The organism is Achromobacter agilis (genome assembly GCF_900496965.1).
Taxonomy (GTDB): Bacteria; Pseudomonadota; Gammaproteobacteria; order Burkholderiales; family Burkholderiaceae_B; genus Achromobacter; species Achromobacter agilis.
In genome coordinates this window covers 286,443-307,606 of the sequence record NZ_UFQB01000004.1, presented here as the reverse complement: position 1 = coordinate 307,606, position 21,164 = coordinate 286,443, and the positions used below count along the sequence as shown (strand labels likewise).

Genomic DNA, 21,164 nt, shown 5'->3' with positions numbered 1-21,164 from the left:
TCCGGACTGGACTACTCTTGTTCGCGTCCAACCCATTCCCGGAGAAATTCATGGCCAAGCCCTATGTGAAACTCGACAAGACCCAGGCCGCGGTGCTGCTGGTCGATCACCAGACCGGCCTGCTGTCGCTGGTGCGGGATTTCCAGCCCGACCAGTTCAAGAACAACGTCCTGGCCCTGGCCGACCTGGCCGACTATTTCAAGCTGCCAACCATCCTGACCACCAGCTTTGAAGACGGACCCAATGGTCCGCTGGTGCAGGAACTGAAGGACAAATTCCCGAAGGCGCCCTACATCGCCCGTCCCGGCAACATCAATGCGTGGGACAACGAAGACTTCGTCAAGGCGGTCAAGGCCACCGGCAAGAAGCAGCTGATCATCGCGGGCGTCGTCACGGAAGTGTGCGTGGCATTTCCTGCGCTGTCGGCGCTGGAAGAAGGCTTTGACGTATTCGTCGTCACCGACGCTTCCGGCACCTTCAACGAAGTGACCCGCAATGCCGCCTGGAGCCGCATGGAGCAGGCTGGCGCGCAACTGATGAGCTGGTTTGGCGTGGCTTGCGAATTGCATCGCGACTGGCGCAATGACATCGAAGGCCTGGGCACGCTGTTCGCCAACCATATCCCCGACTACCGCAACCTGATGGCCTCGTATTCGACCGTCAAGGCCAGCAAGTAAGGCTGGGTTGTTCAGTCAAGGACTGTGTCGAACAGGCCGGTGGCGCGGCGGTACAGCGCGCTGTCGGTTGCCGCGAGCTGTTGCAGCAGGCTGAAATGATCGGCGCCGGGCGTGACTTCCAGCTCCGCTTCATTGCCTGCTTGCCGCCAGCCTTCGTACATGCGGCGGCTCTGCTCGACGAAGGCGGGCGTTTCGTCCTGCCCCACGGCGAACAGGGCAGGCGGGCAACCGGGCTTCAGCCGGTGCAGCGGCGAATGCGCGCATGCGCTGGCGCCGTCCAGCATCAGGTTCCGGTTCAACGAGGTGCCGACCAGCGGCGCGAGGTCGTAGACGCCGCTGAGCGCCAGGACGCCGGCGATGGCTGCTTCCTGCGGCCTGCCTGCCCTTTCCAGGGCCAGTTCGATGGCGATGTGGCCGCCGGCCGAATGCCCGGACAATATGATGGGCAAGGGGCCGGGCGCGCTGCCGCGGGCGTGCGCGGCGACCGGTCCGATCGCCGCGCTGGCCGCTTCCACCAGTGGGCCCAGCGACACGCTGGGACAGAGCGGATAGTTGACCAGGGCTACGTTCAGGCCGAGCCGGGTGAACGCCGGCGCGATGAAGCGGAACGGTGCCTTGTCGCGCGATTGCCAATAGCCGGCATGGAAGTAGACCAGCGTTCCTCGCGGCTGGCCGATAGCGGCGAAAAAATCGAAGGCCTGGCGCGGCCCTGGGCCATAGCCCAGATCGAGCTGGCAGTCTTCGGTTTGGACGGCGGCGGCGCTGCGGGCTTCGAATTCCGCGAACAAGGCCGTGAAGGCCGGCCGGGCCTGCCCGGCGACATACTGGAATTCGGCGTCGGCGTCGGGGCCAGAGGAGGGAGTAGCGCTCATGGTCGGAACATTCATTGGGTTATTCGATTGCATGCCGCTGTAAGCGGGCCGCGGTGCTTTCGGGATTGATCAGCGTCATCGCCGCCAGGCCGGTGGCGAGCAGCAGCAGGCCGGTGAGCGAGAACGCGCCGTTCAGGCCCTGCGCGAGCAACGCCGGGTCGCCCGGGCCGCTGTCCGACGCGATATACCCGGCCTTCTGGACCAGCCAACCGAATACCGCGGGAGCGATGACGCCGCCGATCGAGGCGATGCCGACCATGGTAGAGATGACGGCCGCCCGCTGTCCAGGGTTTACGGCGTAGGCAACCGCCGTCGGGGCCATCGGAAACACCAGGAATGCGCCCCAACCGACCGTGGTCAAGGCCATTGCCAGAGGCCCGGACGTGTACGGCAGCCACAGCAGGCTCGCGCCCGACACGGCCAGGGACGCGCCGAACAATCCGGCGATGGCCAGGTGGGCGGAGCCGCCTTTGCGCATGAGATGGCGTCCGGCAAAGCCCAGCGCCACGAGCAGGATCGTGCCGAAGGTCCAGGGCAGGGCGTAGACCAGGCCGACCCGGGAGGCCTCGACGCCGAGCACGCCGCCAATGTATTGCGGCACCCAGGTGGTCATGGCGCCCTGTGCCCAGAAACAGGAGAAGCCCGCCAGCGTGGCGACGAGCCACATCCTGCAGCGGAACACTCGCGCCAACGGCACGGACCTGAGTTTTTCGGTGGCCGAGCTGGTCACGTGGCCGCCCTCGCAGGCGCCGGGGCCGCGCCGGTAGGGGCCATCCTTGCCGATACAGGCCCACGCGATGCCCCATGCCAGGCCGGCGATGCCGAGCAGGCCGAAGGCCCAGCGCCATCCGAGTCCGGGCGCGGCGATGACCCAGGACAGCACGGGGGCGGCGATCGCGGCGCCGAGGGTCGGGCCGACGGCGATCAGGTTGCTGGGCAGGGCGCGGTCTTCGGCAGGAAACCAGCCGTGCGTGGCATGCAGGGCGATCGGCAGCGCGGGCCCTTCGCCGGCTCCCAGGATGATGCGGCAGACGAGCAGCACGGTTGCGCCGCCGCCCGCCAGGATGGGGAACTGGACGGCGGCCCAGATGAGCGTCAGCGCGAATATCAGCCAGCGGCTCGAAACGCGATTGGCCAGGAAGCCGACCGCGATCGCGCTCAGGCTGAACAGGAAGAAGAAGCTGCTGCCGATGAAACCGAACGCTATCGGCGATAGCCCCAAATCGGCCATCGCCGGCTTGGCGACCAGCCCGAGGACGGCCTTGTCGCCGAAATTCAACACCATGAAAAGCATAAGCATCACGGTAACGCCCCATGCCTTGCGCCGCGTCACGGCCGCCGAGTCCATCGCGTCGACCGCGACGCTGTTGTCTGCCAAGGTATTCATCGCATCGAACCTCTGGTTATCAAGCCGGGATGATGTCCATGCCTGCCGCGCTGTCTTGCGCTAGGCGGCGGCCGAGACCGGAGGAAGGAACACGACATCGTAGTCGCGCGCCACCTGCGATACCTCCGCCGGGTTCGACATGTTGTGGATGCGGCGGTAGAGCTCGAGCAGCTTGCCGGCCGGCGCGGCCCAGAACAGGGCGGTGACGGGCTTGCCCGAGTTGTTGAAGAAGGCGTGGGATATGCCGCGGGGCATGCGCACCAGGTCGCCGGTGCTGGCGGAAGTCTTGCGGCCGTCGAGCAGCAGGTCGATCTGCCCGTCGAGCACGAAGATGTATTCGTCCTGTTGCGGGTGCACGTGCGGTGGCACGAAGGTTTCGACGGGAAAGGTGGCATGCCAGGCGATGCTGTCGCCGCTGACCTGCTTGGGCACGTAGACCTGTCCGAGGATGTTCCACGAGACGCCGTCGATGCCTGTCTGGGTGCGTGTGATGTCGGGGGTTTCAATCATCATGTTTGACTCCTTGGGGGTGGGTCAGCCGGTCGAGAGTGGGCTTGACCAGCGGGTTGGTGGATGCAAAGCGGGGCTTGAAGGACTGGCGGGCTTGCGCAAGGTCCGCCTCGTCCCAATAGCCGATCAGAATGCCGCCTTCGGAGATGCGCGGCTGGATCTCGGTGGACTCGATGGTGCCGTCCGCGATCGTGACCCGTTGGCGTGGCTGCCGCGCCCACCGGAACAGCGCTTCGTGCAGGCGCGTGCGCGCGGCGGCATGTTCCGGTTCCGGCGAGGCGCCAAGATCCGTGAATTCGTTGGGGTCGGCGGCCAGGTCGAACAGCATCGGCCGGTAGCGCTCGAACAGCACGTATTTCCAACGGCCGTCCGAAATCATGCGCATCCATGCGTCGCGCGGCTTGGCGGCGAGCGCGATGCGCGAATCCTGGAAGGCGAAGTCGTATTCGCAGACCACGTGTTCGCGCCAGGCGGCGGGGCGCAGACCGAACAGCAATGGGCGCAGTGAACAGCCGTCGACCGCGTGCGGAACTGGCTCTCCGCCGTAGACGTCGATGAAGGTCGGGGCCAGGTCCACCGCCTCGACCAGGGCGTCGCAGCGCGTGCCCCGCGTGGCGTCGGCGCGGTCGTCGGGGTCGTAGATGATCAGGGGCGCGCGGATGACGGGCTCGTGGAACAGGTCTTTTTCTCCCATCCAGTGGTCGCCCAGGTAGTCCCCGTGATCGCTGGTGAAGACGATCATGGTGGAGTCCATGAGGCCCTGCGCTTCAAGAAAGGCGAACAGGACGCCCAGCTGGTCGTCGATCTGCTTGATCAGGCCCATGTATCCGGGCATCACCGCATCCCTGACGCCGTCCCGCGAGAACGTGCGCGAGACGCGGTGGTCCATCATGGCCGCGTAGACGGGGTGGGGATCCTGGCGTTCCGCGTCCGAACGGACCACCGGCAGGGCGTCTTCCGGCCCGTACATGCTGGCGTAGGGCTCGGGGACGATGTAGGGCCAATGTGGCTTGATGTAGGAAAGGTGCAGGCACCACGGCTGGTCGCCGGCGTCGCGGATGAAATCCATGGCGCGGCGCGTGATGTAGGGGGTCTCGGAATGCTCGTCCGGCACGCGCGCGGGCCGATTCGAATATTTGAGGAACCAGCCGGAACGTATCGTGCCGTCGTCTTCGACGGTGGAGTTTGCCCAGGTTTCCCACGGGTTATCGCCATCGAAACCCTGCTCGCGCAGGTAGGCGTTATAGGCGGGGTCGGGATCATGGCCGGAGTAGGGGTGGATGCCGTCGTCGCGCTCGTAGGAATCGAAGCCGCATTCGGCGATACGCATTCCGACCTGCGAGGCAGGGTCGATACCCAGCCGCGACATACCGGCAAGGTCGGCGCGCATATGGGTTTTCCCGACCAGGACCGAACGCACGCCCAGCGGCCGCAGATGGTCGCCGATCGTCATCTCCCCGGCCTTGAGCGGCACGAAGTTCCAGCTTGCCCCGTGCGAGTGCACGTAGCGGCCGGTGTAGTAGCTCATGCGCGATGGGCCGCAGACGGGGGACTGGACGTAGGCCCTGTCGAAGATCATGCCGCGCGCGGCCAGGCCGTCGATATTCGGGGTCTTGAGCGTCGGATGTCCGAAACAGGACAGATGATCGGCGCGTAGCTGGTCACACATGATGAACAGGACGTTCTTCACTCGCTTTTGCAATGGATGCTCCCGTGGAAAGGGATTGCGGCCTTGCCTGGCTGGCCGCCGGCCAGGCCGGATTCGACAGATCGTAGAGGCCCGTCCGGCAAAAATCGCTTCACATTTTTCTTAGTCGATTACCATGGGTTATCGCTTCCGCGGAGACCGTCCATGCGCCTGCAACACCTCCATCTGCTGTTGGCCATCGCCCAAACCGGCAGCCTGCGCGCTTCGGCGCAGATCCTGAACGTCACGCAGCCAGCCCTGACCAAGGCCTTGCGTCAGCTGGAAGATGAATTCGGCACGGCGCTTGTGCTGCGCATGCCCAAGGGGGTGCGGTTGACGTCCGCAGGCGAATTGCTGGCGGCTCGGGCCGGCACTGCGATGCGCGAACTGGAGCGCGGACGAGAGGAGGTGGCCTGGCACTTGCGGCACGCCGAGGCGCAGGTGACGGTCGGAGTCTCCCCCGTGGCCGCGATCCTGCTTGCGCCGGGTGCGGTAGAGCGTTTCGGCGTCAGGTGGCCGCAGGTCAGGCTGTGTGTGCGCGACACGCTTTATCCGCGCGCGCTGGAACAGGTGCGCGCCGGAGAACTGGACCTGGCCCTGGGGCCTTTGCCGACGGGCGGCGCGGGGCGGGACCTGCTGGTGCAGCCGCTATTCGACAGCGATATCGTCATCGCCGCGCGGCGCAGCCATCCGCTGGCGCGCGCGAAGAAGCTCGCGAAGCTGGTTGACGCCGACTGGGTATTGACCGGCCCGGCGGGCGGCCCAGGCGATCCGCGCAACCTGCGCTTCGACCCCTCGGGGGAGCGCAGTCCGCAGGTGCGGCTCGAATGCGAGTCTTTTGCCACGTTGCTGGCGCTGATGCCCAGGCTGGACGTGGTTGGCATCATGCCCAAGGGCTTCTTCGAGCGCTATGGCCCTGCCATGGACCTGATCGAACTGCCGATTGCCGACACGCTGGGCAGCACCACCATCCACGCGCTGTACCGGGCCGACACGCCATTGACCGTGCCGGCCCAGCGATTGCTGGATGCCTTCGTCGCCGAAGCCGCGGCGCAGCGGAACATCGTGCCGCACTGAGCGCCGCTCAGGACAGCCTGCGCGCCGGCATGGCCGACAGTTCGTTCAGGCTCAGGCCGCAGCTTCGGGCGCGTTCGGACAGGGATTCGCTGTGTGCGAGGGCGCGCTGGCTTTCCTCCAGCAGCACGTCCAGCTGCTCTTCGAGGCTTGCCGCCATGACCCAGGCGCGTTCGGCGAACAGGGCCGAGAAGCTGTCGACACAGCCCTTGCAGATGGCCGCGCCGTTTTTCTCGAGCAGCGGCGCGCCTTGGGCGAGCGTCGATCGGCAGAATATACAAGCGAGGGCACGGTTCATGCGGCTGGCGGCTCATCTACGGGTTGGCGGGAACGCGGACGCCGCGAATGCCGGCGCCCTGTCATGAACAACGGCGCGGCGCGCGAACTCTTAAGCCGATCGATCCGGGAAATGAGGCCGCGGGCGGCGCCGCGGATACGCCGACGCCTAATTCACGACGAAGCCGCCCGGCCCGGCCTGGCCCAGCAATTCACGGGCGCATTGCGTCGCCTGGCCGGTGGTCGCGACCGCCAGGAAAGGCACGCCGAACGTGCGCGTCATCTTCTCGCCGCGCTTGCGCATCTTGTCCAGCGCGTCCGCGTCGCCTTCCACCGCGATGAACGCCCGGCAGCGGGCCTTCAGGCGCGGCATATTGGCTGTCTGCCACTCGATCATGGCCTTGCGGTCGGCATGGCCGGCTTCTTGCCGCATGTCGGGCACGACCATGACGAAAGACTGGGGATTTTCCACCAGCATTTCCATTTCGCGTATCCAGGTGGCCGAGTAGCCTTCGGGCGCGCCGCCATGCCGGGCGGTGACGATGGGAAACTGGGACAGGTCGTGGAAGAAAAAGTGTTCGCGGTTCATTCGAATTCTCCGTGAGAGGGGGTAGGCGCGCCTTGCCGGCAGCCGCAGCCGCCGTAGAGCACCAGGCTGTAGGAATCCAGCAGGAAGCCGCTGCGCTTGGCGATCTTCCTGACCAGTTGCGCCATGGCGGGATCGCTGGACTCCAGGATCCGCCCGCAATGCGTGCAGACCAGGTGGTCGTGGTGTCCTTTGTCGTTGAGCTCGTACACGGTGGTGTGCGCGTCGAGCTGAGTTCGTTTGAGCAGGCCGATGCCTTCAAGTTGTGTAATGACGCGATAGACCGTGGCCAGGCCGATATTGCTGCGGTCCGAAATGAGACTGCGGTAGACGTCCGCCGCGCTCATGTGCAGGCCCGCATGCTGGTAGAAGATGTCGAGGATCTTCATCCGGGGGAAGGTGGCCTTGATGCCGGCATGGCGCAACAGTGAGTGATCCATGATGTTTCTCCGTCAGGGGGGCTGAGGCTCTGATGAGAATGATGTACATTTTCAAAAAGCTCCGCTTCTCGGAAACCGTCAATCAGTAGCTCAAACCTGCCAACCATGTTTCATGTGGCCATCGCTCCCGTCGTGCCGGACGTCCTGCTGACGCCTTTCAGCGTCCAGGGACGCCGCGAATCCAAAGGCATCGCCGTGCCCTTGCATGTCCATGAAGAGGGCATGCTGGTGCTGGTCCACGAGGGGCTGGTGGTGGTGCAGGCGGGCACTGAGGTCTGGACGGTGATGCCGGGCAGCCTGGGCTGGATTCCGCCCGGCGTGCAGCACGCGGCCCGGTGGTTCGGCGAGGCGCGCGGATCGTTCCTGTACGTGCGGCAGGACGTCTGCGGGCGTTTGCCGGACATCTGCCGGTCCTGGCCGTCGTCCAAGCTGATCGAGGCCCTGATCGACCGCTTCACGGGGGCAGGCGCGGAGGCGGTGCCGCCGGCCTACCAAGCGCAGCTGTTCGACGTGCTGCTGGAAGAACTCAAGCACCGTGAACACGAGCCGGTGCTCCTGCCCATGCCGGCCGATCCGCGCCTGCAGGACCTGGCTCACACGCTGCTGGATACGCCGGACGACACCGCGGGTATCGATGAATGGGCGCAACGGCTCAATATGTCCTCACGCACGCTGATGCGCCGGTTCCGCCAAGAAACGGGGGTGACGCTGGGGCAATGGCGCCAGCAGGCCCGCCTCCTGCGTGCCCTGGAACTGCTGTGCCGCGGCGGCTCGGTCACCGAGGCCGGGCTGTCGGTGGGGTACGAGAGCACCAGCGCGTTCATCGGCAGCTTCCGGGCGGCGTTCGGCGCCACGCCCACCCGCTACCTGGCGGGGCGCGGATAACGCACGCTGCCGGTTTTACGGTTTTTCAGGGTGTTCCGGCAGTTTCACACATCGCCCCAAGCCACTTGCCTGGCATGACGCCAGGGCAGGGCAGCGTCGGGGAAGACCTGCTTCAGTCCTGCGTTGTCTGCGCGGACGGGTCAGGCCGCGGCCGGCTGATTGGGATGCATCGGGCCTTGCGGGTCGTTCTCGGCGTCCGGGCGCGGCGGCACCGGCGCCAGCCCCAGGCGCAGCCGCAGGCGCTGGCAATCGGGGTTGGGCGAGCCGTCGGGCATCCAGATGTCGAAGTCCCGGCAAGGTGTCGGACGGTTGTCGTAGATGGCGCAGTGGATGCCGGGCCGGCCGAGCTCTCCCCGCAGCGAGATGCAGCGGCCGCCGCCGGTTTCGGTGCCTTTCATGCAGGCCCGCAGCGGGCTCAGCTGGGTGACGAGTTCCACGGGCACGTGGCCGCCGTTTTCGCCCGCCAGTTCGCCGCAATAGAACGACACCCGGAAGTGCGAACAGCATGCTCCGCAATCCAGGCAGGGGTTGGCTGCCGGGTCGTCTCCTGCCAGGACGGCGGGCGAGACGAAGGTGACGAGAGAAGAGACGAGCAGGGACATGGCGCGCGGCTGTGCGAAAACCTGTCCAGCCCCGGCAGGTACGCAAAGCCCCAAGAGGCGCCGGAGCGCGCGGTCAGGGCCGGCGCGGGATCAGGGCCGCAAATAGTAGCTGGATAGGTATCGCGGCCGCTATGGATTTTTTTCGGCTGCCCTATCTTTTTTCGGGGACGTTGCTGGGGTAGCATCGATCACCCGATTGCGGCCCAGGAGCCTGAATTGAACGCCAAGACCGAATTCCCCGACGGACTCGCCCGCTGCGGCTGGGTGGATACGTCCGCCGAGTACATGGCTTATCACGATACCGAATGGGGCTACCCCGAAGCCGACGACCGGGCGCTGTTCGAACAGCTCTGCCTGGAGGGTTTCCAGTCCGGGCTGAGCTGGCGCACCATCCTGTCCAAGCGCGACGCATTCCGGCGCGGCTTTGCCGGTTTCGATCCCGCCAAGGTGGCGCGGTTCGGCGAAAAAGAGGTGCAGGCGCTTCTGGCCGACGTCGGCATCGTGCGCCATCGCGGCAAGATCGAAGCCATGGTCAACAACGCGGCCCGGGCGCTGGAAATGATCCAGCGCGAAGGCTCGCTGGGCGCCTATCTGTGGCGCTTCGAGGCTCCGCCCGGCGCGCCGTCCACCTATGGCGCGTCAACGTCCGCGCAATCCGAGGCCCTGTCCAAGGCGCTGAAGAAGCTGGGCTGGAAGTTCGTCGGCCCCACCACGGTGTATGCGTTCATGCAGTCCGTTGGCATGGTGAACGATCACAGCCCGGATTGCCACTGCCGCGCCGCCAGCGAAAAAGCGCGCAAGGTGTTCAAGCGGCCGGCGTAGCGGTTCCGCTCGTAGGGTCCGCAACGGCGGCTCCGGGCAGGCAATAGCGTCCTTCCCGGTAGGCCCAGCTGGGCCACAGCGCATGCGCGAGCGCTTCGGTGGCCAGGGCAGGGTCCAGGGTTGCGGGCGCGTAGTCTTCGGGCGCGGTGTAGCGGTACTGCACCGGCGTCTTGTTGGGCGCCAGCACCAGCAGTTCGTCTTCCTTCAGGTACCCGTAGGTGTTGTCGTACTGCATGATGGCCCGGCCGGGCGAGCTGCGGGTCAGGTCGTGCCCGATCATCGGGTGCTCGGTGTCCACGCCGATCAGCGATAGCAGGGTCGGCGGCAGGTCGATCTGGCTGATCAGGCGGTCGTCGCGGCGCGCTTCGATGCCGGCGCCCAGGATCACCGCGGGGATGTGGAAGTGCCGTACCGGCACCAGGCTGGCGCCGAAGACCCGGGAGTCGTGGTCGGCGGCAATCAGGAACACAGTGTTCTCCCAGTAGGGCGCGGCCTTGGCGCGCTCGAAGAAGCGGCCCAGCGCCCAGTCGGCGTAGCGGACGGTGTTCTCCACGGTGGCTGGGTTGCCATCGGTCTGGATGCGGCCCGCGGGGTATTCCCACGGCGAATGGTTCGACACGCTGAAGGCGAGCGTGAAGGTCGGCCGGTCGGCATCTTCGCGCAGCAGCCGGTCCAGCTGATTGAACATGTCTTCGTCCGAGGCGCCCCAGGTGCCGACGAATGCCGGATCCACGAAATCGGCGCGGTCCACGATTTCCCGGAAGCCGTTACCCAGGAAAAAACCCTTCATATTGTCGAAGTGCGATTCGCCGCCGTAGATGAAGCGCGAATGGTAGCCGTGCCGGCCGAGCAGGTCGGCCAGCGAAAAGAAGCCCCGCTGCGACCGGGGCAGTTTCAGCACGGCCTGCGCGGGCGTGGGCAGGAAGCCGGTGACCACCGCCTCCAGGCCGCGCACCGAGCGGGTGCCCGTGGCGTAGGCGCGGGTGAACGTCCAGGCGTCGCGCGCCAGCGCGTCCAGCTCCGGCGTCAGGTCGGCGCCGCCCAGTCCGGCGCTGTACTGCGCGCCCAGGCTTTCCTCCAGAATGATGACCAGGTTGAGCGGCCGCGCCGTCTGGCGGCTGGCCGGCTGGCGGTGCAGGCTGGGGTACTCCGGATTGGGGGGGGTAACGGGCAGGCCGGCCCGCGCCAGCACCAGCTCGTGCATCTTGTCGTCGTCCATGCCGCCGTAGACGGCCGAGGCGGACTTCTCGTTCTTCATGCTGTAGACCGCATAGAAGACGTTGTAGAGCGAATTCAGCGCCAGGGTGTTGAGCATGCCGTCCGAGGAATAGGCCACCGAGGACGGGTTGATCGGGCGATGGCCGAGGGTGCCGCGGATGGCCAGGATGACGATCGCCAGGATCGCCACGCTGGCGATCGGCATCTGCCACCAGACGAGCTGCGCGTCCGGCCGGGCGTCGCCGAACAGGCCATAGGCTCCCCAGCCAATAAGCGCCAGGACGCCGAGGCCGCCCACCAGCGCTGTCTTGTAGCCGCGCCAGAGCATGCCGGAGACTTCGCGCGGATGCTTCAGGTATTCGACGAAGAGGCGGTTGGGGCGGCTGTCGTATTCCAGGATGAACGGCGGTGTGGCCACTTCCAGGAAGGCCAGCAGGATGAATGCTGCCAGGTACCAGTAGCCGGCCAGCGTCGCGGCCAGCGGGAAATGCCCCAGCAGCGGCGACAGCACGGCAGGCAGCGCCGCCAGCACGGCGATCTGGTGCGCGTCGATGCGCAACCCGCCCAGCAACAATGGCAGCAGCCCTCCGGCATTGCGCACCCGCTTGAACTGCCAGGTGGCCAGCGCCAGGCGGCTGAGCGTCAGCAGCGCAAATGCCGCCACCACGAAAATCAAGGTCGAATGCCGCATCGGGCCTCCAGGTTATTCAGCAATCCGGCGTGACGGGCCGGTTGTCTTTCGCGTCCGGCCATTTGAACCGTGCCGGCGTCGAAAATTCACTCGGCGCCGGCGTGCCTGCCGCATTTCGCCGTACGGAGCCATTTCGCTTTGTAACCGGCCGCCTCGCGGCCGGGCACGCATCATGCTGAGAAAACGCCGGGCGGGGCACGCCGCAAGGCGCCGCCAGGGCGAATGGGCATGGAAAGATCCGCATACATTATGGGGCCATCGCGCCCGGCCGGCACGGTGTGCCGCGATACCCTTTAAGGGTAGCGATGGCCGGCCGCGGTACGCCGGCCGCAATGGCAAGGATCATAACCATGACGCGCTCAAGAAAAATAGCGATCGGGATTGTAGGGGGAGCGGTGCTCCTCGTGGCGGTGCTGGCGGTGGGGATCGCCACTTTCGACTGGAATCGGGCCAAGCCCATGCTCAACGAACGGGTCAGCGCCGCGATCGGCCGCCCGTTCGCCATCAACGGCGACCTCAGCGTCGAATGGTCGCGGCAGCCGGAGGAGGGCGGCTGGCGGGCCTGGGTGCCCTGGCCGCGCGTCATCGCCAACGATATCTCGGTGGGCAACGCGCCCTGGGCCAAGGCGCCCCAGTTCGCTACGCTCAAGCGCGGCGAGTTCAGCCTCGCGCCGTTGCCGCTGCTGCGCCAGCGCGTGGTCATCCGCCGGATCCAGTTGACCGAACCGGCGGCCGACCTGGAGCGGCTGGCGGACGGCCGGGCGAACTGGGAATTCACGCTGCCCGAGACCGGCGAGCCGTCGCCCTGGGTGCTCGATATCAACGAAATCGGTTTCGACAAGGGCCGCGTCGGGCTGGTCGACGAGATCCTCAAGGCGGACCTGACCGTGCAGGTGGATCCGCTGGGCAAGCCCGTGCCGTTCGCGGACGTGGCGGGCGCGGCCTTCGCGGAGGAAGACGGCGCGAAGGCCGCGCCGCGCGACTACGTGTTCGGCTGGAAGGTGGCGGGCAAGTACAAGGGCCTGGCCACCAAGGGCGAAGGCAAGGTCGGCGGCATGCTGGCCCTGCAGGACGACAGGCAACCGTTCCCGGTGCAGGCGGACGTGACGATCGGCGGGACCCGCGCGGCGGTCACCGGCACCTTGACCGACCCCGTCAACCTGGGGGCGCTCGACCTGCGGCTGAAACTGTCCGGCGCCTCGATGGCCCAGCTGTATCCGCTGACCGGCGTCACCTTGCCGGATACGCCTCCGTACTCCACCGACGGGCATCTGGTCGCCAAGCTGCGCAATCCGGGCGGCGCCGTGTTCGACTACAAGGGGTTCAACGGTAAGGTTGGAAACAGCGACTTGCACGGCGACATTTCATTCGCCCTGGGTGCGCCCCGGCCCAAGCTGACCGGCAAACTGTCGTCCAAGCAGTTGCGCATGGCCGATCTGGGGCCGCTGATCGGCGTGCCCTCCGGCAAGGTCGCGGGAGCGGAAACGGACAAGGCCAAGGATGCGCCGGCCAAACCCAAGGGCGGCAAGGTGCTGCCCACCCAGGCGTTCCGCACGGACCGCTGGCGCGACATGGACGCCGACGTATCGCTGGAGGCCGGCCGCATCGTGCACGCCAGCAAGCTGCCGCTGTCGGACCTCTCCGTGCACGTGCTGCTGCAGGACGGCAAGCTGACCCTGGATCCGCTGCGCTTCGGGATGGCGGGCGGAAGCATCAACTCCACGATCCGCCTGGACGGCGCCGGTACGCTCCTGACCGGCCGCGTGGAATTGCACGCGCGCCGCCTGCGGCTCAAGCAGCTCTTTCCCGCGACGCCCGCCATGCAGAAGACGCTGGGCGAATTGAACGGCGACATGGCCGTGAGCGGCACGGGCAACTCCGTGGCCGCGCTCCTGGGCACGGCCACGGGTGACGTGAAGATGCTGGTCAACGACGGCGTGATCAGCCGCAGCCTGATGGAGATCGCGGGGCTGAATGTCGGCAATTACGTCATGTCCAAGCTGTTCGGCGATGACGAAGTGAAGATCAATTGCGGCGCCGCCGACCTGCAGATGAAGCAGGGCGTCATGACGCCGCGCGTTTTCGTGTTCGACACCGAGAACGCGCTGATCAGCATTACCGGCACGGCCGACTTCAAGAACGAGACGCTGGATATGGACATCACGCCGGACAGCAAGGGCTTTCGCATCTTCTCGCTGCGTTCGCCGCTGTACGTGCAGGGGTCCTTCGGCTCGCCGGACGTGGGCGTGCATGCATTGCCGCTGGCGGCGCGCGGCGCCGGGATGGTGGCCCTGGGCGTGCTGCTTACCCCGGCGGCCGGCTTGCTGGCGCTGATCGCGCCCAGCACCACCGACGAAAACGCGTGCGGCCCGCTGCTCGAGCAGATGCGCAAGCCCCCGAAGGCGCCGGCGCCGGCCAGGAAGTAGGCGGGGCTTCAGGCCGGCGGGGCGAGCCGCGAACCGGCCTGGGTATTGTCGTCCGCGACGCAGACGACGTTGCGGCCATGGTTTTTGGCGTAGTAGAGCGCCTGGTCCGCGCGCTGGTAGACGGCGTCCAGCGTCGCGCCATGTTCCGGATAGGCCGCCACGCCCGCCGAAATAGTGATGGGGGCGGGCGCCACACCGTGCTGCGAGGCCATCCGCAGGCGCAGGCGTTCGACAATGGCGATCGCGGCCGCCATCGGCGCGCCGGGCAGCAGCATGACGAATTCTTCGCCGCCGGCGCGCGCCAGCGTGTCGCCGCTTCGGGAGCCTTCGCTCATCAGCATTGCCAGCATCTGCAGCGCGCGGTCGCCGGCGGCGTGGCCGTAGCGGTCGTTGATGGTCTTGAAATGGTCAATGTCGATGGCCACGATCGCCACCGGTTCGTCCTCGGCCTGCAGCAGCGCGAGCGCCTCGTCCAGGCCGCGCCGGTTCAACAGGCCGGTCAAGGTGTCCGTCGTGGTTTCGCGGCGCAGGTCGCGGATTTTGTGGTGCAGCGAGGCCAGCCCCATGAGCAGCGCGCGCTTGAGTTGCGCCGCTTCGAAATACCACGAGCGCACGTTGCGGATCCGGTCCGCGGAATCCGGGTTCTGCATGTGCTTGGCGATGCTGGCCAACTCGCCCAGCGGCCGGGCGATCCAGCGCGACAGCAGCCAGATGAACGCCACGGAAAGCAGCAGCAGCGGCAGCGTGTTGCTGGCGGTGGCCATGAGCAGGGCGTTCAGAGGCTGCAGCGTAGTGTCGACGGGGCGCTGCGCGATGATGCTCCAGCCGGTGCTCGGCACTGGCGCGTAGCCCGCGAGCATGTCGCGGCCCTGGCCGTCGGTGTAGCGCATTTCGCCGGTTTCGCCGCGACGGGCCGAGGCGAAGGCTTCATTGTCGGGGCTGGCCTGCCCCAGGCGGCCGTCGTCGGGGTGATAGATGAGCGTGCCGTTGCGATCCACGACGTACAGCGCGGAGTCGTCGCGGTAGAAGTGCTCGCCGAGCAGCCGGTCCAGCACGTTGTCTCCGTGCAGGTAGAGCGTGCCCGCGATATAGCCGAGATAGCGCTGATCGCGGGAAAAGATGGGATGGGTGTACAGGATCAGCCAGAGGCCGCTGCGGGTCTGGAAGGGTTCGCTGATGGTGGGCTGCCTGGCCGTCAACGCATTGCGGAAGGCCTTGCTGCGCAGGTTCTGGCCCAGCAGCTGCGGCGAGGACGTGGGCTCGGCCAGCACCTTGCCTTGCGGCGATACGACGAAACTGGAATTGAAATGGCCCAGCTGCCGTTCCTGGCGCCGAGTCTCCGCGCTCATGTGTTCCGGGTGGCTTTCCATGTCGGACAGCATGTCCGCGCTGTATGCCAGGTAGCGCTGCAGGTCGGTCAGGAACGAGTCGCTTGCGCTGGCCAGCTTGGACGCATAGACCCGGTTGACCTCCAGCGCGTTGCGCAGCAGCAGGTCGCGCTGCACGAGAGAGCTGGCATGCAGGCCGCCTGCCAGCACCAGGATGATCGACAGCAGGCTGATCCACAGGATGAGGCGCCGCAGGTCGATGCGGAACATGCAGTGGTCCGTCAGGGGCGGGCGTGGTCCGGCAGTGCCCCGGCCAACGCATCCCAGGCGCACATCGCCTGTCTGGCCACGGCCTGCAAGGTCTTGCGAGTCGCGCCGTCGCGCGCCTGGATCGACATGCCGTGCAGCACGGTGGTGTAGAACGCGGCAAGGCCCTTGAGGTCGGCGCCGGCAGGCAGCTCGCCGTTGGCGGCGCCGGCATGCAGGCGAGCCAGGATCCGGCTTTGCATTTCGCGGCGGTTGTCGCCCAGGAAGTCGCCCACGCTGGCGTGGTTCACGCAGCCCGAGGGCGCGCCCAGCACGATCATGCAGCCGGGCGGATGGCCGGGAGCGGTGAAGCGTTCGGCCGAAGCCAGCAGCATCGACTGGATGCCTTCTCGCGCGGTGGGGGCGTCCTCGAGGGCGCGCCTGCCCGAGCCGCCTTCGGTGTCGCGGTAGAGCTCCACGGCTTCGCGGAACAGGCTTTCCTTCGAGCCAAAGGCGCCATAAAGACTGGGCGAGTTGATGCCCATCGCTTCCGTCAGATCGGTCAGCGATGCTCCTTCATATCCCTTCGACCAGAACACATCCATGGCCTTGCGCAAGGCCTGGGCTCGGTCGAAGTTCCGGGGGCGCCCACGTTCTGCCATGGCCATGATTTTACCTGTGGCGTGAATTTTGTGTTGATCGCTAAAAAAACAATTGACGCGCGAGGCCAGTCTCGGCGAATATATTTGTACTGATCACTACAAATATGAGTTCAACCATGCAAAACCTGACTGGGAAAGTTGCTTTCGTCACCGGCGGCAGTCGAGGCATCGGCGCGGCCATCGTGCGCCGCCTGGCGGCCGATGGCGCCGACGTGGCGTTCACTTATGTGAGCGAGTCTTCAGCCGCCGGCGCGCAGGCGCTGGCGCAGGAGCTGTCCGCCGGCGGCCGCCGCGCGCGCGCTATCCAGGCCGACTCCATGGACGCCGCCGCCGTCCGCCGCGCGGTCGAACACGCCGTTGCCGAGCTTGGGCCGGTGGACGTGCTGGTCAACAACGCGGGCGTTTTTATCGCGGGCCCCATCGGCGGCGCCAGCCTGGACGACTACGAGCGGACAATGGACATCAACGTCCGCGCGCCGTTCGTCGCGATCCAGGCGGCGCAGGCATCCATGCCGGACGGCGGCCGCATCATCAATATCGGCAGCTGCCTGGCGGCCCGTGCCGGCCGCCCGGGCGTGGCGCTGTATGCCGCAAGCAAGGCAGCGCTGGTCGGCCTGACACAAGGCCTGGCCCGCGACCTGGGCGAGCGCGGCATCACCGCCAACGTCGTGCATCCCGGTCCGATCGACACCGACATGAATCCCGCCGACGGTGAACGGGCGGGGGATATGGTCGCGGTGCTGTCCTTGCCGCACTATGGCGAACCCCGCGACATCGCTGGCATGGTCGCCTTCCTGGCCGGCCCCGAAGGGCGTTACATCACGGGCGCGAGCCTGGCCGTGGACGGCGGCTTCGCCGCTTGATGCGGGGCGTATCGAAAGTTTTTTGCACGCGACTTGCACAAACCAAAAAAGCTACATATAATCTTGCTTCTTCGCACTACACACATAACGAAACGCAGCGGCGCCGGCAGTAAAAGCGCAGCAAAGCAAATCGGGATTGCGTGCATTGCTAAGGGCTGTTAGCTCAGTTGGTAGAGCAGCGGACTCTTAATCCGTAGGTCGAGTGTTCGAGCCACTCACAGCCCACCAGAATTCCTGGTAGCACCAGAAAAAAGCCCACCGTTTTCGGTGGGCTTTTTGTTTTCCGGCGCCTTGCTCGCGTTGTTGTCGCGCAGCGGCGTCAAGCCTGCTTCGTTGCTGCGGCGGCCAGCGCACTTCTGGCGAACGTCGTGGCGCGCATCGCAAGGCGCTTCATGCCATGAGGCGCTGGCTGGCCGGCGGCCGATCCGCTCGGCCAGCCGCTATTTCATTGTCTTCACGTCGACGGCCGCGCCGGTTTTGCCGCTTGCGCGGCACCGGCACTTTGGGCGGCCTGCGCTGAGCGCTTCTTCAGCTCCAGGATCACTTGCCCGCCGGAAAGGATATCCGTCTGGACGGCGACCCGGGCGGCCTGGCTGTCGCGGTTGCGCATGGCCGTCAGCAGGGAGTAGTGGCCGTCGATCATGTCGCGCCCGCCCGCCGTATAGCACTGGGCGATCAACGGGCCCATCTTCAGCCATAGCCGTTCCAGGATGCTCAGGAGCACCGGCATGTTGGCGATGCGACAGTATTCGAAATGGAAGTGCTGGTTCAGGCTGATGGCGGCGAGGACGTCGCCGGCGGCAAGGGCCTGTTCGTTCTGCGCGATCAGGGCTTCCATGCGCGCGATGTCGTCGGCCGTGGCGACTTCGGCGGCGCGCGCGGCGGCCATGCCCTCCAGTTCCAGGCGGATGTCGCGGATTTCCAGGTATTCGGGCAGGGTGACTTCGGCTACCCGGATGTCGCGCGCGCTGCGCATGACCAGCGCGCCATCCTGCACGAGGCGCAGCACGCCGTCGCGCACGGGGGTGATGCTGGTGCCCAGCTCTGCTGCCAGCTCCCGGATGCGCAACCGGTCTCCCGGCCGGAGCTGGCCTTCCATCAGGGCGCTGCAGATCCGGGTGTAGACCCGGTTGCCCATGCTTTCGTACTGCATGGCCGAGAAGCGGGCCTCTGCTTGCGGCGGTTGCAGCGGCGGCGCGGGGGCGTCGGCGTTAGGGTCGGAATAGGGGCTTGCGCTCGGATGATGCATCAAAGTACGTGCCAAGAGTCATAAGGTCGCCACGGAGAAGTCTGCCCGGGCGGGCGGATGGCGGGCTCGCGGCCCACGCCCTACTTTATCAGCCTTATAGGCAAAACCACGCTTCTGAAGGGGCTTTGCCGGGATTTCCCGTCTTCGGGATTACACCGATGTCGTCATTTCTGATTTTTGATGCATGATGCATCAAATATTTAATTCGGAATATCTCGTGATGCTGTCGAATGCCGCCGCCGGCATGGAAGATCCGGTGGACGCCCTGCTGGTCAATTCGCCTCCCCCGGTCCGGCAGGAGGATGCCGAGCGTGTGGCCAGGGCCTGCTACCCGGGTTACGCGCAGTGCGCACCGCTGTCGGGCGAGCGCGACATGAATTTCCGGATCAGCCGGGCGGACGGCGAGTCGCTGACGCTGAAGTTCATCAACGGCGCGGAAAGCCTGGATGAGACGCGCATGCAGATCGCGGTGTTGAAGCACCTCGAAGCGCGCCGCAGCGGCATGGGCCCGGTGCGGGCGCCGCATCACCAGCCCGCCGACGCGGCGGGACTGGCAGCGGATTCGGATCTCAGGCCGGGTTGCGACGACGGCGCGATGGCGCAGGATTGGCTGGATTTTCTCGTGCCTGCGGTTGCTGGACCGGTGAGGGTGCGCGCCTATGGCTACCTGCCCGGCCGGGCAGGAACGGCCATGGCGGCCGGGCCGCAGTCCTGGCATGCGGTGGGCAGGGCGGCGGGGCTGCTGGACGTCCAGCTTGCCGACTTCGAGCATCCGGCGGCGCATCGCCTGTTCCTGTGGGATGCCTGCCAGGTGGCGCGGGTGCGGCCGATGCTGGGGGCGGTCGAGTCTCCGGACGAACGGGCGCGCATCGCGGCCTATCTGGACGTGTTCGAGCAGGACGTCGTGCCGGCGCTGGCGGCGCTGCCCAGCCAGATCATTCACAACGATCTGTCGCCCAGCAACATCCTGGTGAATGAGGCGGGCACGGACCTGGCGGGCATTCTGGACTTCGGCGACATGGTCCATGCGCCGCGCATCGCCGAGATCGCCATCGCCGCGTCCTACCAGATGACGGCTGCCGGCAATCCGCTGGACGTGCTGTCGGCCGTGGTGGCGGGCTACGAGTCGGTGTCGCCGCTGACGCCGCAGGAGCGGCGCCGCGTGCTGGATCTGGTGCTGGCCCGGCTGGTGCAGCGCATGGCGATTCCGTCCTGGCGCGCCCTGCGTTTTCCCGGCAACGGCGCCTACATCCTGCGCAGCCGGGCGGCGGCGACGGCGTTGTTCAACGAGCTGTACGACGAATGGAGCCAGGGCGCGCGTTGAGCGCGCCCTGCATGGAGCTGCGCAAGGCAGCGCAAGAATCGAGCGAAGGACATGCGATGACAGTGAACAGCAACCAGACGCAGCAAGATCTGTTGGCGCGGCGCAAGGCGCTGGGGCCGGCCTACCGGTTGTTCTACGAAGAGCCGGTGGAACTGGTGCGCGGCGAGGGCGTATGGCTGTACGACGCGTCGGGGCGCCGCTACCTGGATGCCTACAACAACGTGCCGGTGGTCGGCCATGCCAACCCCGCGGTGGTTGAGGCGCTGTCGCGGCAGGCATCGGTGCTGAACACGCACACGCGTTATCTCCACGACGGCGTGGTGCGTTACGCCGAGCGTTTGCTGGCGCTGTTTCCGGACGCGCTGGACACCGCCATGTTTACCTGCACGGGCAGTGAGGCCAATGACCTGGCGCTGCGCATCGCCTTCGAGGCGACGGGGCGGCGGGGCGTGATCGTTACCGCCAATGCCTACCATGGCGTGACGATGGCGCTGGCCGACGTGTCGCCGTCGCTGCGTCCCGTCGGCGCGCACGTGCGCACGATTCCGGCGCCCTGCCTCCTGGAGGGCACGCCGCAAGCGGTCGCGGCGCAGTTCGCCGCCAGCGTGGACGCGGCGGCCGACGAGCTGGAAGCCGCCGGCACGCCGGTGGCCGCGCTCATGGTCGACACCGTATTCGCCAGCGACGGCATGTACGCCGATCCCAGCGAAGCGCTGACCCTGGCGGCCGAGCGCGTGCGCGCCCGGGGCGGGCTGTTCATCGCCGACGAAGTGCAGGGCGGTTTTGCCCGCATGGGCGCCAACTGGTGGGCCTTTCAGCGCGACGGCGTGATCCCGGACATGGTGTCCATGGGCAAGCCCATGGGCAACGGACATCCGATCGGCGGCCTGGTTGCGCAATCGCGCCTGGTCGAGGTCTTCGGCCGGCAGTGCCGGTATTTCAATACGTTCGGCGGCAACACCGTGTCGTCGGCCGTCGGGCTGGCCGTGCTGGACGAGTTGGCGCGCCTGGATGCGCCGGCCCATGTCGAGCGCACCGGCCAGGTGATGGCGCAGGCGCTGGACGATCTGGCGCAGCGCCACGATTGCCTGGGCGCGGTGCGCGGGCAGGGCCTGTACTGGGGCGTCGATATCGTCGCGCCCGATGGAGATGCGGCGCATGCCGCCCGCCTGACCCAACGGATCGTCAACGGATTGCGCCAGTCCGGCGTGCTGCTGGGCACGGCCGGCCGCAATGCCTCCACGCTCAAGATCCGTCCACCGCTGGTGTTCCAGCCTGAACATGCCGGCATCCTGGCCGCGGCGCTGGACGAGCAGTGCCGCATGGCGATGCGCTAAGC

Annotated in this window: 20 protein-coding genes and 1 tRNA gene; 9 read left to right on the top strand and 12 right to left on the bottom strand. The window is 66.7% G+C overall.

Translation table 11 applies throughout. From position 1 onward, the window contains the following. Positions 1–50: 50 nt before the first annotated feature. Positions 51–677, top strand: coding sequence for an isochorismate family cysteine hydrolase YcaC (gene ycaC / locus AGI3411_RS07255; protein ID WP_129526713.1), 627 nt, complete (start codon positions 51–53; stop codon positions 675–677). A gap of 11 nt (positions 678–688) precedes the next feature. Here the strand turns inward: ycaC and AGI3411_RS07250 are convergent, their stop codons facing one another. Genes AGI3411_RS07250 through AGI3411_RS07235 form a run of 4 tightly spaced genes read right to left on the bottom strand, consistent with a single transcriptional unit; the run spans position 689 to position 5,136 of the window. Continuing rightward, a complete protein-coding gene (locus AGI3411_RS07250; RefSeq protein ID WP_129526712.1) occupies positions 689–1,549 on the bottom strand; it encodes an alpha/beta hydrolase in 861 nt (286 codons plus the stop codon). A 19-nt stretch (positions 1,550–1,568) separates the two neighbouring features. Next, on the bottom strand, positions 1,569–2,936 hold the full coding sequence (locus AGI3411_RS07245; protein WP_129526711.1) for an MFS transporter: 1,368 nt from the start codon (positions 2,934–2,936) through the stop codon (positions 1,569–1,571). A 60-nt stretch (positions 2,937–2,996) separates the two neighbouring features. Then, positions 2,997–3,449, bottom strand: a complete 453-nt coding sequence (locus AGI3411_RS07240) for a cupin domain-containing protein (RefSeq protein ID WP_129526710.1) — start codon at positions 3,447–3,449, stop codon at positions 2,997–2,999. Next, positions 3,439–5,136 carry a sulfatase-like hydrolase/transferase gene (locus AGI3411_RS07235; protein ID WP_244240272.1) on the bottom strand — a complete coding sequence of 566 codons (1,698 nt, stop codon included), beginning with the start codon at positions 5,134–5,136 and terminating at the stop codon, positions 3,439–3,441. Before AGI3411_RS07235 ends, AGI3411_RS07240 begins: the two co-directional genes overlap by 11 nt. Before the next feature lie 162 nt (positions 5,137–5,298). Here AGI3411_RS07235 and AGI3411_RS07230 point away from each other — a divergent pair, with 162 nt between their 5' ends. Further along, positions 5,299–6,210 carry a LysR family transcriptional regulator gene (locus tag AGI3411_RS07230; RefSeq protein WP_165359089.1) on the top strand — a complete coding sequence of 304 codons (912 nt, stop codon included), beginning with the start codon at positions 5,299–5,301 and terminating at the stop codon, positions 6,208–6,210. A gap of 7 nt (positions 6,211–6,217) precedes the next feature. On the opposite strand, the gene AGI3411_RS07225 is transcribed toward AGI3411_RS07230, so the two are convergent. The 3 genes from AGI3411_RS07225 to AGI3411_RS07215 form a co-directional block, all read right to left on the bottom strand. After that, positions 6,218–6,505: a ClpX C4-type zinc finger protein gene (locus tag AGI3411_RS07225; protein WP_129526707.1), complete on the bottom strand. Its 288-nt coding sequence runs from the start codon at positions 6,503–6,505 to the stop codon at positions 6,218–6,220. Between the two features lie 147 nt (positions 6,506–6,652). Further along, the gene (locus AGI3411_RS07220; RefSeq protein ID WP_129526706.1) at positions 6,653–7,072 is read right to left on the bottom strand and encodes a hypothetical protein; all 420 of its coding nucleotides are present in this window, start codon (positions 7,070–7,072) and stop codon (positions 6,653–6,655) included. Next, positions 7,069–7,509 (bottom strand): ferric uptake regulation protein, encoded by a 441-nt coding sequence (locus AGI3411_RS07215; protein ID WP_129526705.1) that lies wholly within the window; start codon positions 7,507–7,509, stop codon positions 7,069–7,071. The genes AGI3411_RS07220 and AGI3411_RS07215 overlap by 4 nt, the downstream gene beginning before the upstream one ends. 105 nt (positions 7,510–7,614) lie before the next feature. On the opposite strand from AGI3411_RS07215, the gene AGI3411_RS07210 reads away from it, so the two are divergent. Further along, positions 7,615–8,394 carry a helix-turn-helix domain-containing protein gene (locus AGI3411_RS07210; RefSeq protein WP_129526704.1) on the top strand — a complete coding sequence of 260 codons (780 nt, stop codon included), beginning with the start codon at positions 7,615–7,617 and terminating at the stop codon, positions 8,392–8,394. 140 nt (positions 8,395–8,534) lie between these two features. On the opposite strand, the gene AGI3411_RS07205 is transcribed toward AGI3411_RS07210, so the two are convergent. Beyond that, positions 8,535–8,996 (bottom strand): YkgJ family cysteine cluster protein, encoded by a 462-nt coding sequence (locus AGI3411_RS07205; protein WP_129526703.1) that lies wholly within the window; start codon positions 8,994–8,996, stop codon positions 8,535–8,537. 216 nt (positions 8,997–9,212) lie between these two features. Here AGI3411_RS07205 and AGI3411_RS07200 point away from each other — a divergent pair, with 216 nt between their 5' ends. Then, the gene (locus AGI3411_RS07200; protein WP_129526702.1) at positions 9,213–9,818 is read left to right on the top strand and encodes a DNA-3-methyladenine glycosylase I; all 606 of its coding nucleotides are present in this window, start codon (positions 9,213–9,215) and stop codon (positions 9,816–9,818) included. Here the strand turns inward: AGI3411_RS07200 and AGI3411_RS07195 are convergent. Further along, the gene (locus AGI3411_RS07195) at positions 9,802–11,727 is read right to left on the bottom strand and encodes an LTA synthase family protein (RefSeq protein WP_129526701.1); all 1,926 of its coding nucleotides are present in this window, start codon (positions 11,725–11,727) and stop codon (positions 9,802–9,804) included. The two genes, AGI3411_RS07200 and AGI3411_RS07195, sit on opposite strands and share 17 nt — an antisense overlap. Positions 11,728–12,077: 350 nt before the next feature. Here AGI3411_RS07195 and AGI3411_RS07190 point away from each other — a divergent pair, with 350 nt between their 5' ends. Beyond that, entirely contained in the window at positions 12,078–14,153 is a 2,076-nt protein-coding gene (locus tag AGI3411_RS07190) for an AsmA family protein (RefSeq protein WP_129526700.1), read from the top strand. A gap of 8 nt (positions 14,154–14,161) precedes the next feature. On the opposite strand, the gene AGI3411_RS07185 is transcribed toward AGI3411_RS07190, so the two are convergent. Continuing rightward, positions 14,162–15,751, bottom strand: a complete 1,590-nt coding sequence (locus AGI3411_RS07185; protein WP_129526699.1) for a sensor domain-containing diguanylate cyclase — start codon at positions 15,749–15,751, stop codon at positions 14,162–14,164. 11 nt (positions 15,752–15,762) lie between these two features. After that, the gene (locus tag AGI3411_RS07180; protein ID WP_129526764.1) at positions 15,763–16,389 is read right to left on the bottom strand and encodes a TetR/AcrR family transcriptional regulator; all 627 of its coding nucleotides are present in this window, start codon (positions 16,387–16,389) and stop codon (positions 15,763–15,765) included. Between the two features lie 116 nt (positions 16,390–16,505). Between AGI3411_RS07180 and AGI3411_RS07175 the strand changes: the two genes are divergently transcribed. Together AGI3411_RS07175 and AGI3411_RS07170 are read left to right on the top strand one after the other, a co-directional pair. Continuing rightward, positions 16,506–17,252 (top strand): 3-oxoacyl-ACP reductase family protein, encoded by a 747-nt coding sequence (locus AGI3411_RS07175; RefSeq protein ID WP_129526698.1) that lies wholly within the window; start codon positions 16,506–16,508, stop codon positions 17,250–17,252. A 152-nt stretch (positions 17,253–17,404) separates the two neighbouring features. Further along, positions 17,405–17,480 (top strand) — tRNA-Lys (locus AGI3411_RS07170). 226 nt (positions 17,481–17,706) lie between these two features. On the opposite strand, the gene AGI3411_RS07165 is transcribed toward AGI3411_RS07170, so the two are convergent. Further along, on the bottom strand, positions 17,707–18,501 hold the full coding sequence (locus tag AGI3411_RS07165; protein ID WP_244240271.1) for a GntR family transcriptional regulator: 795 nt from the start codon (positions 18,499–18,501) through the stop codon (positions 17,707–17,709). A gap of 220 nt (positions 18,502–18,721) precedes the next feature. On the opposite strand from AGI3411_RS07165, the gene AGI3411_RS07160 reads away from it, so the two are divergent. Both AGI3411_RS07160 and AGI3411_RS07155 read left to right on the top strand, forming a co-directional pair. Further along, positions 18,722–19,825, top strand: a complete 1,104-nt coding sequence (locus AGI3411_RS07160) for a phosphotransferase (protein ID WP_244240279.1) — start codon at positions 18,722–18,724, stop codon at positions 19,823–19,825. Between the two features lie 56 nt (positions 19,826–19,881). After that, positions 19,882–21,162, top strand: a complete 1,281-nt coding sequence (locus tag AGI3411_RS07155; protein ID WP_129526696.1) for an aspartate aminotransferase family protein — start codon at positions 19,882–19,884, stop codon at positions 21,160–21,162. Positions 21,163–21,164: the final 2 nt, after the last annotated feature.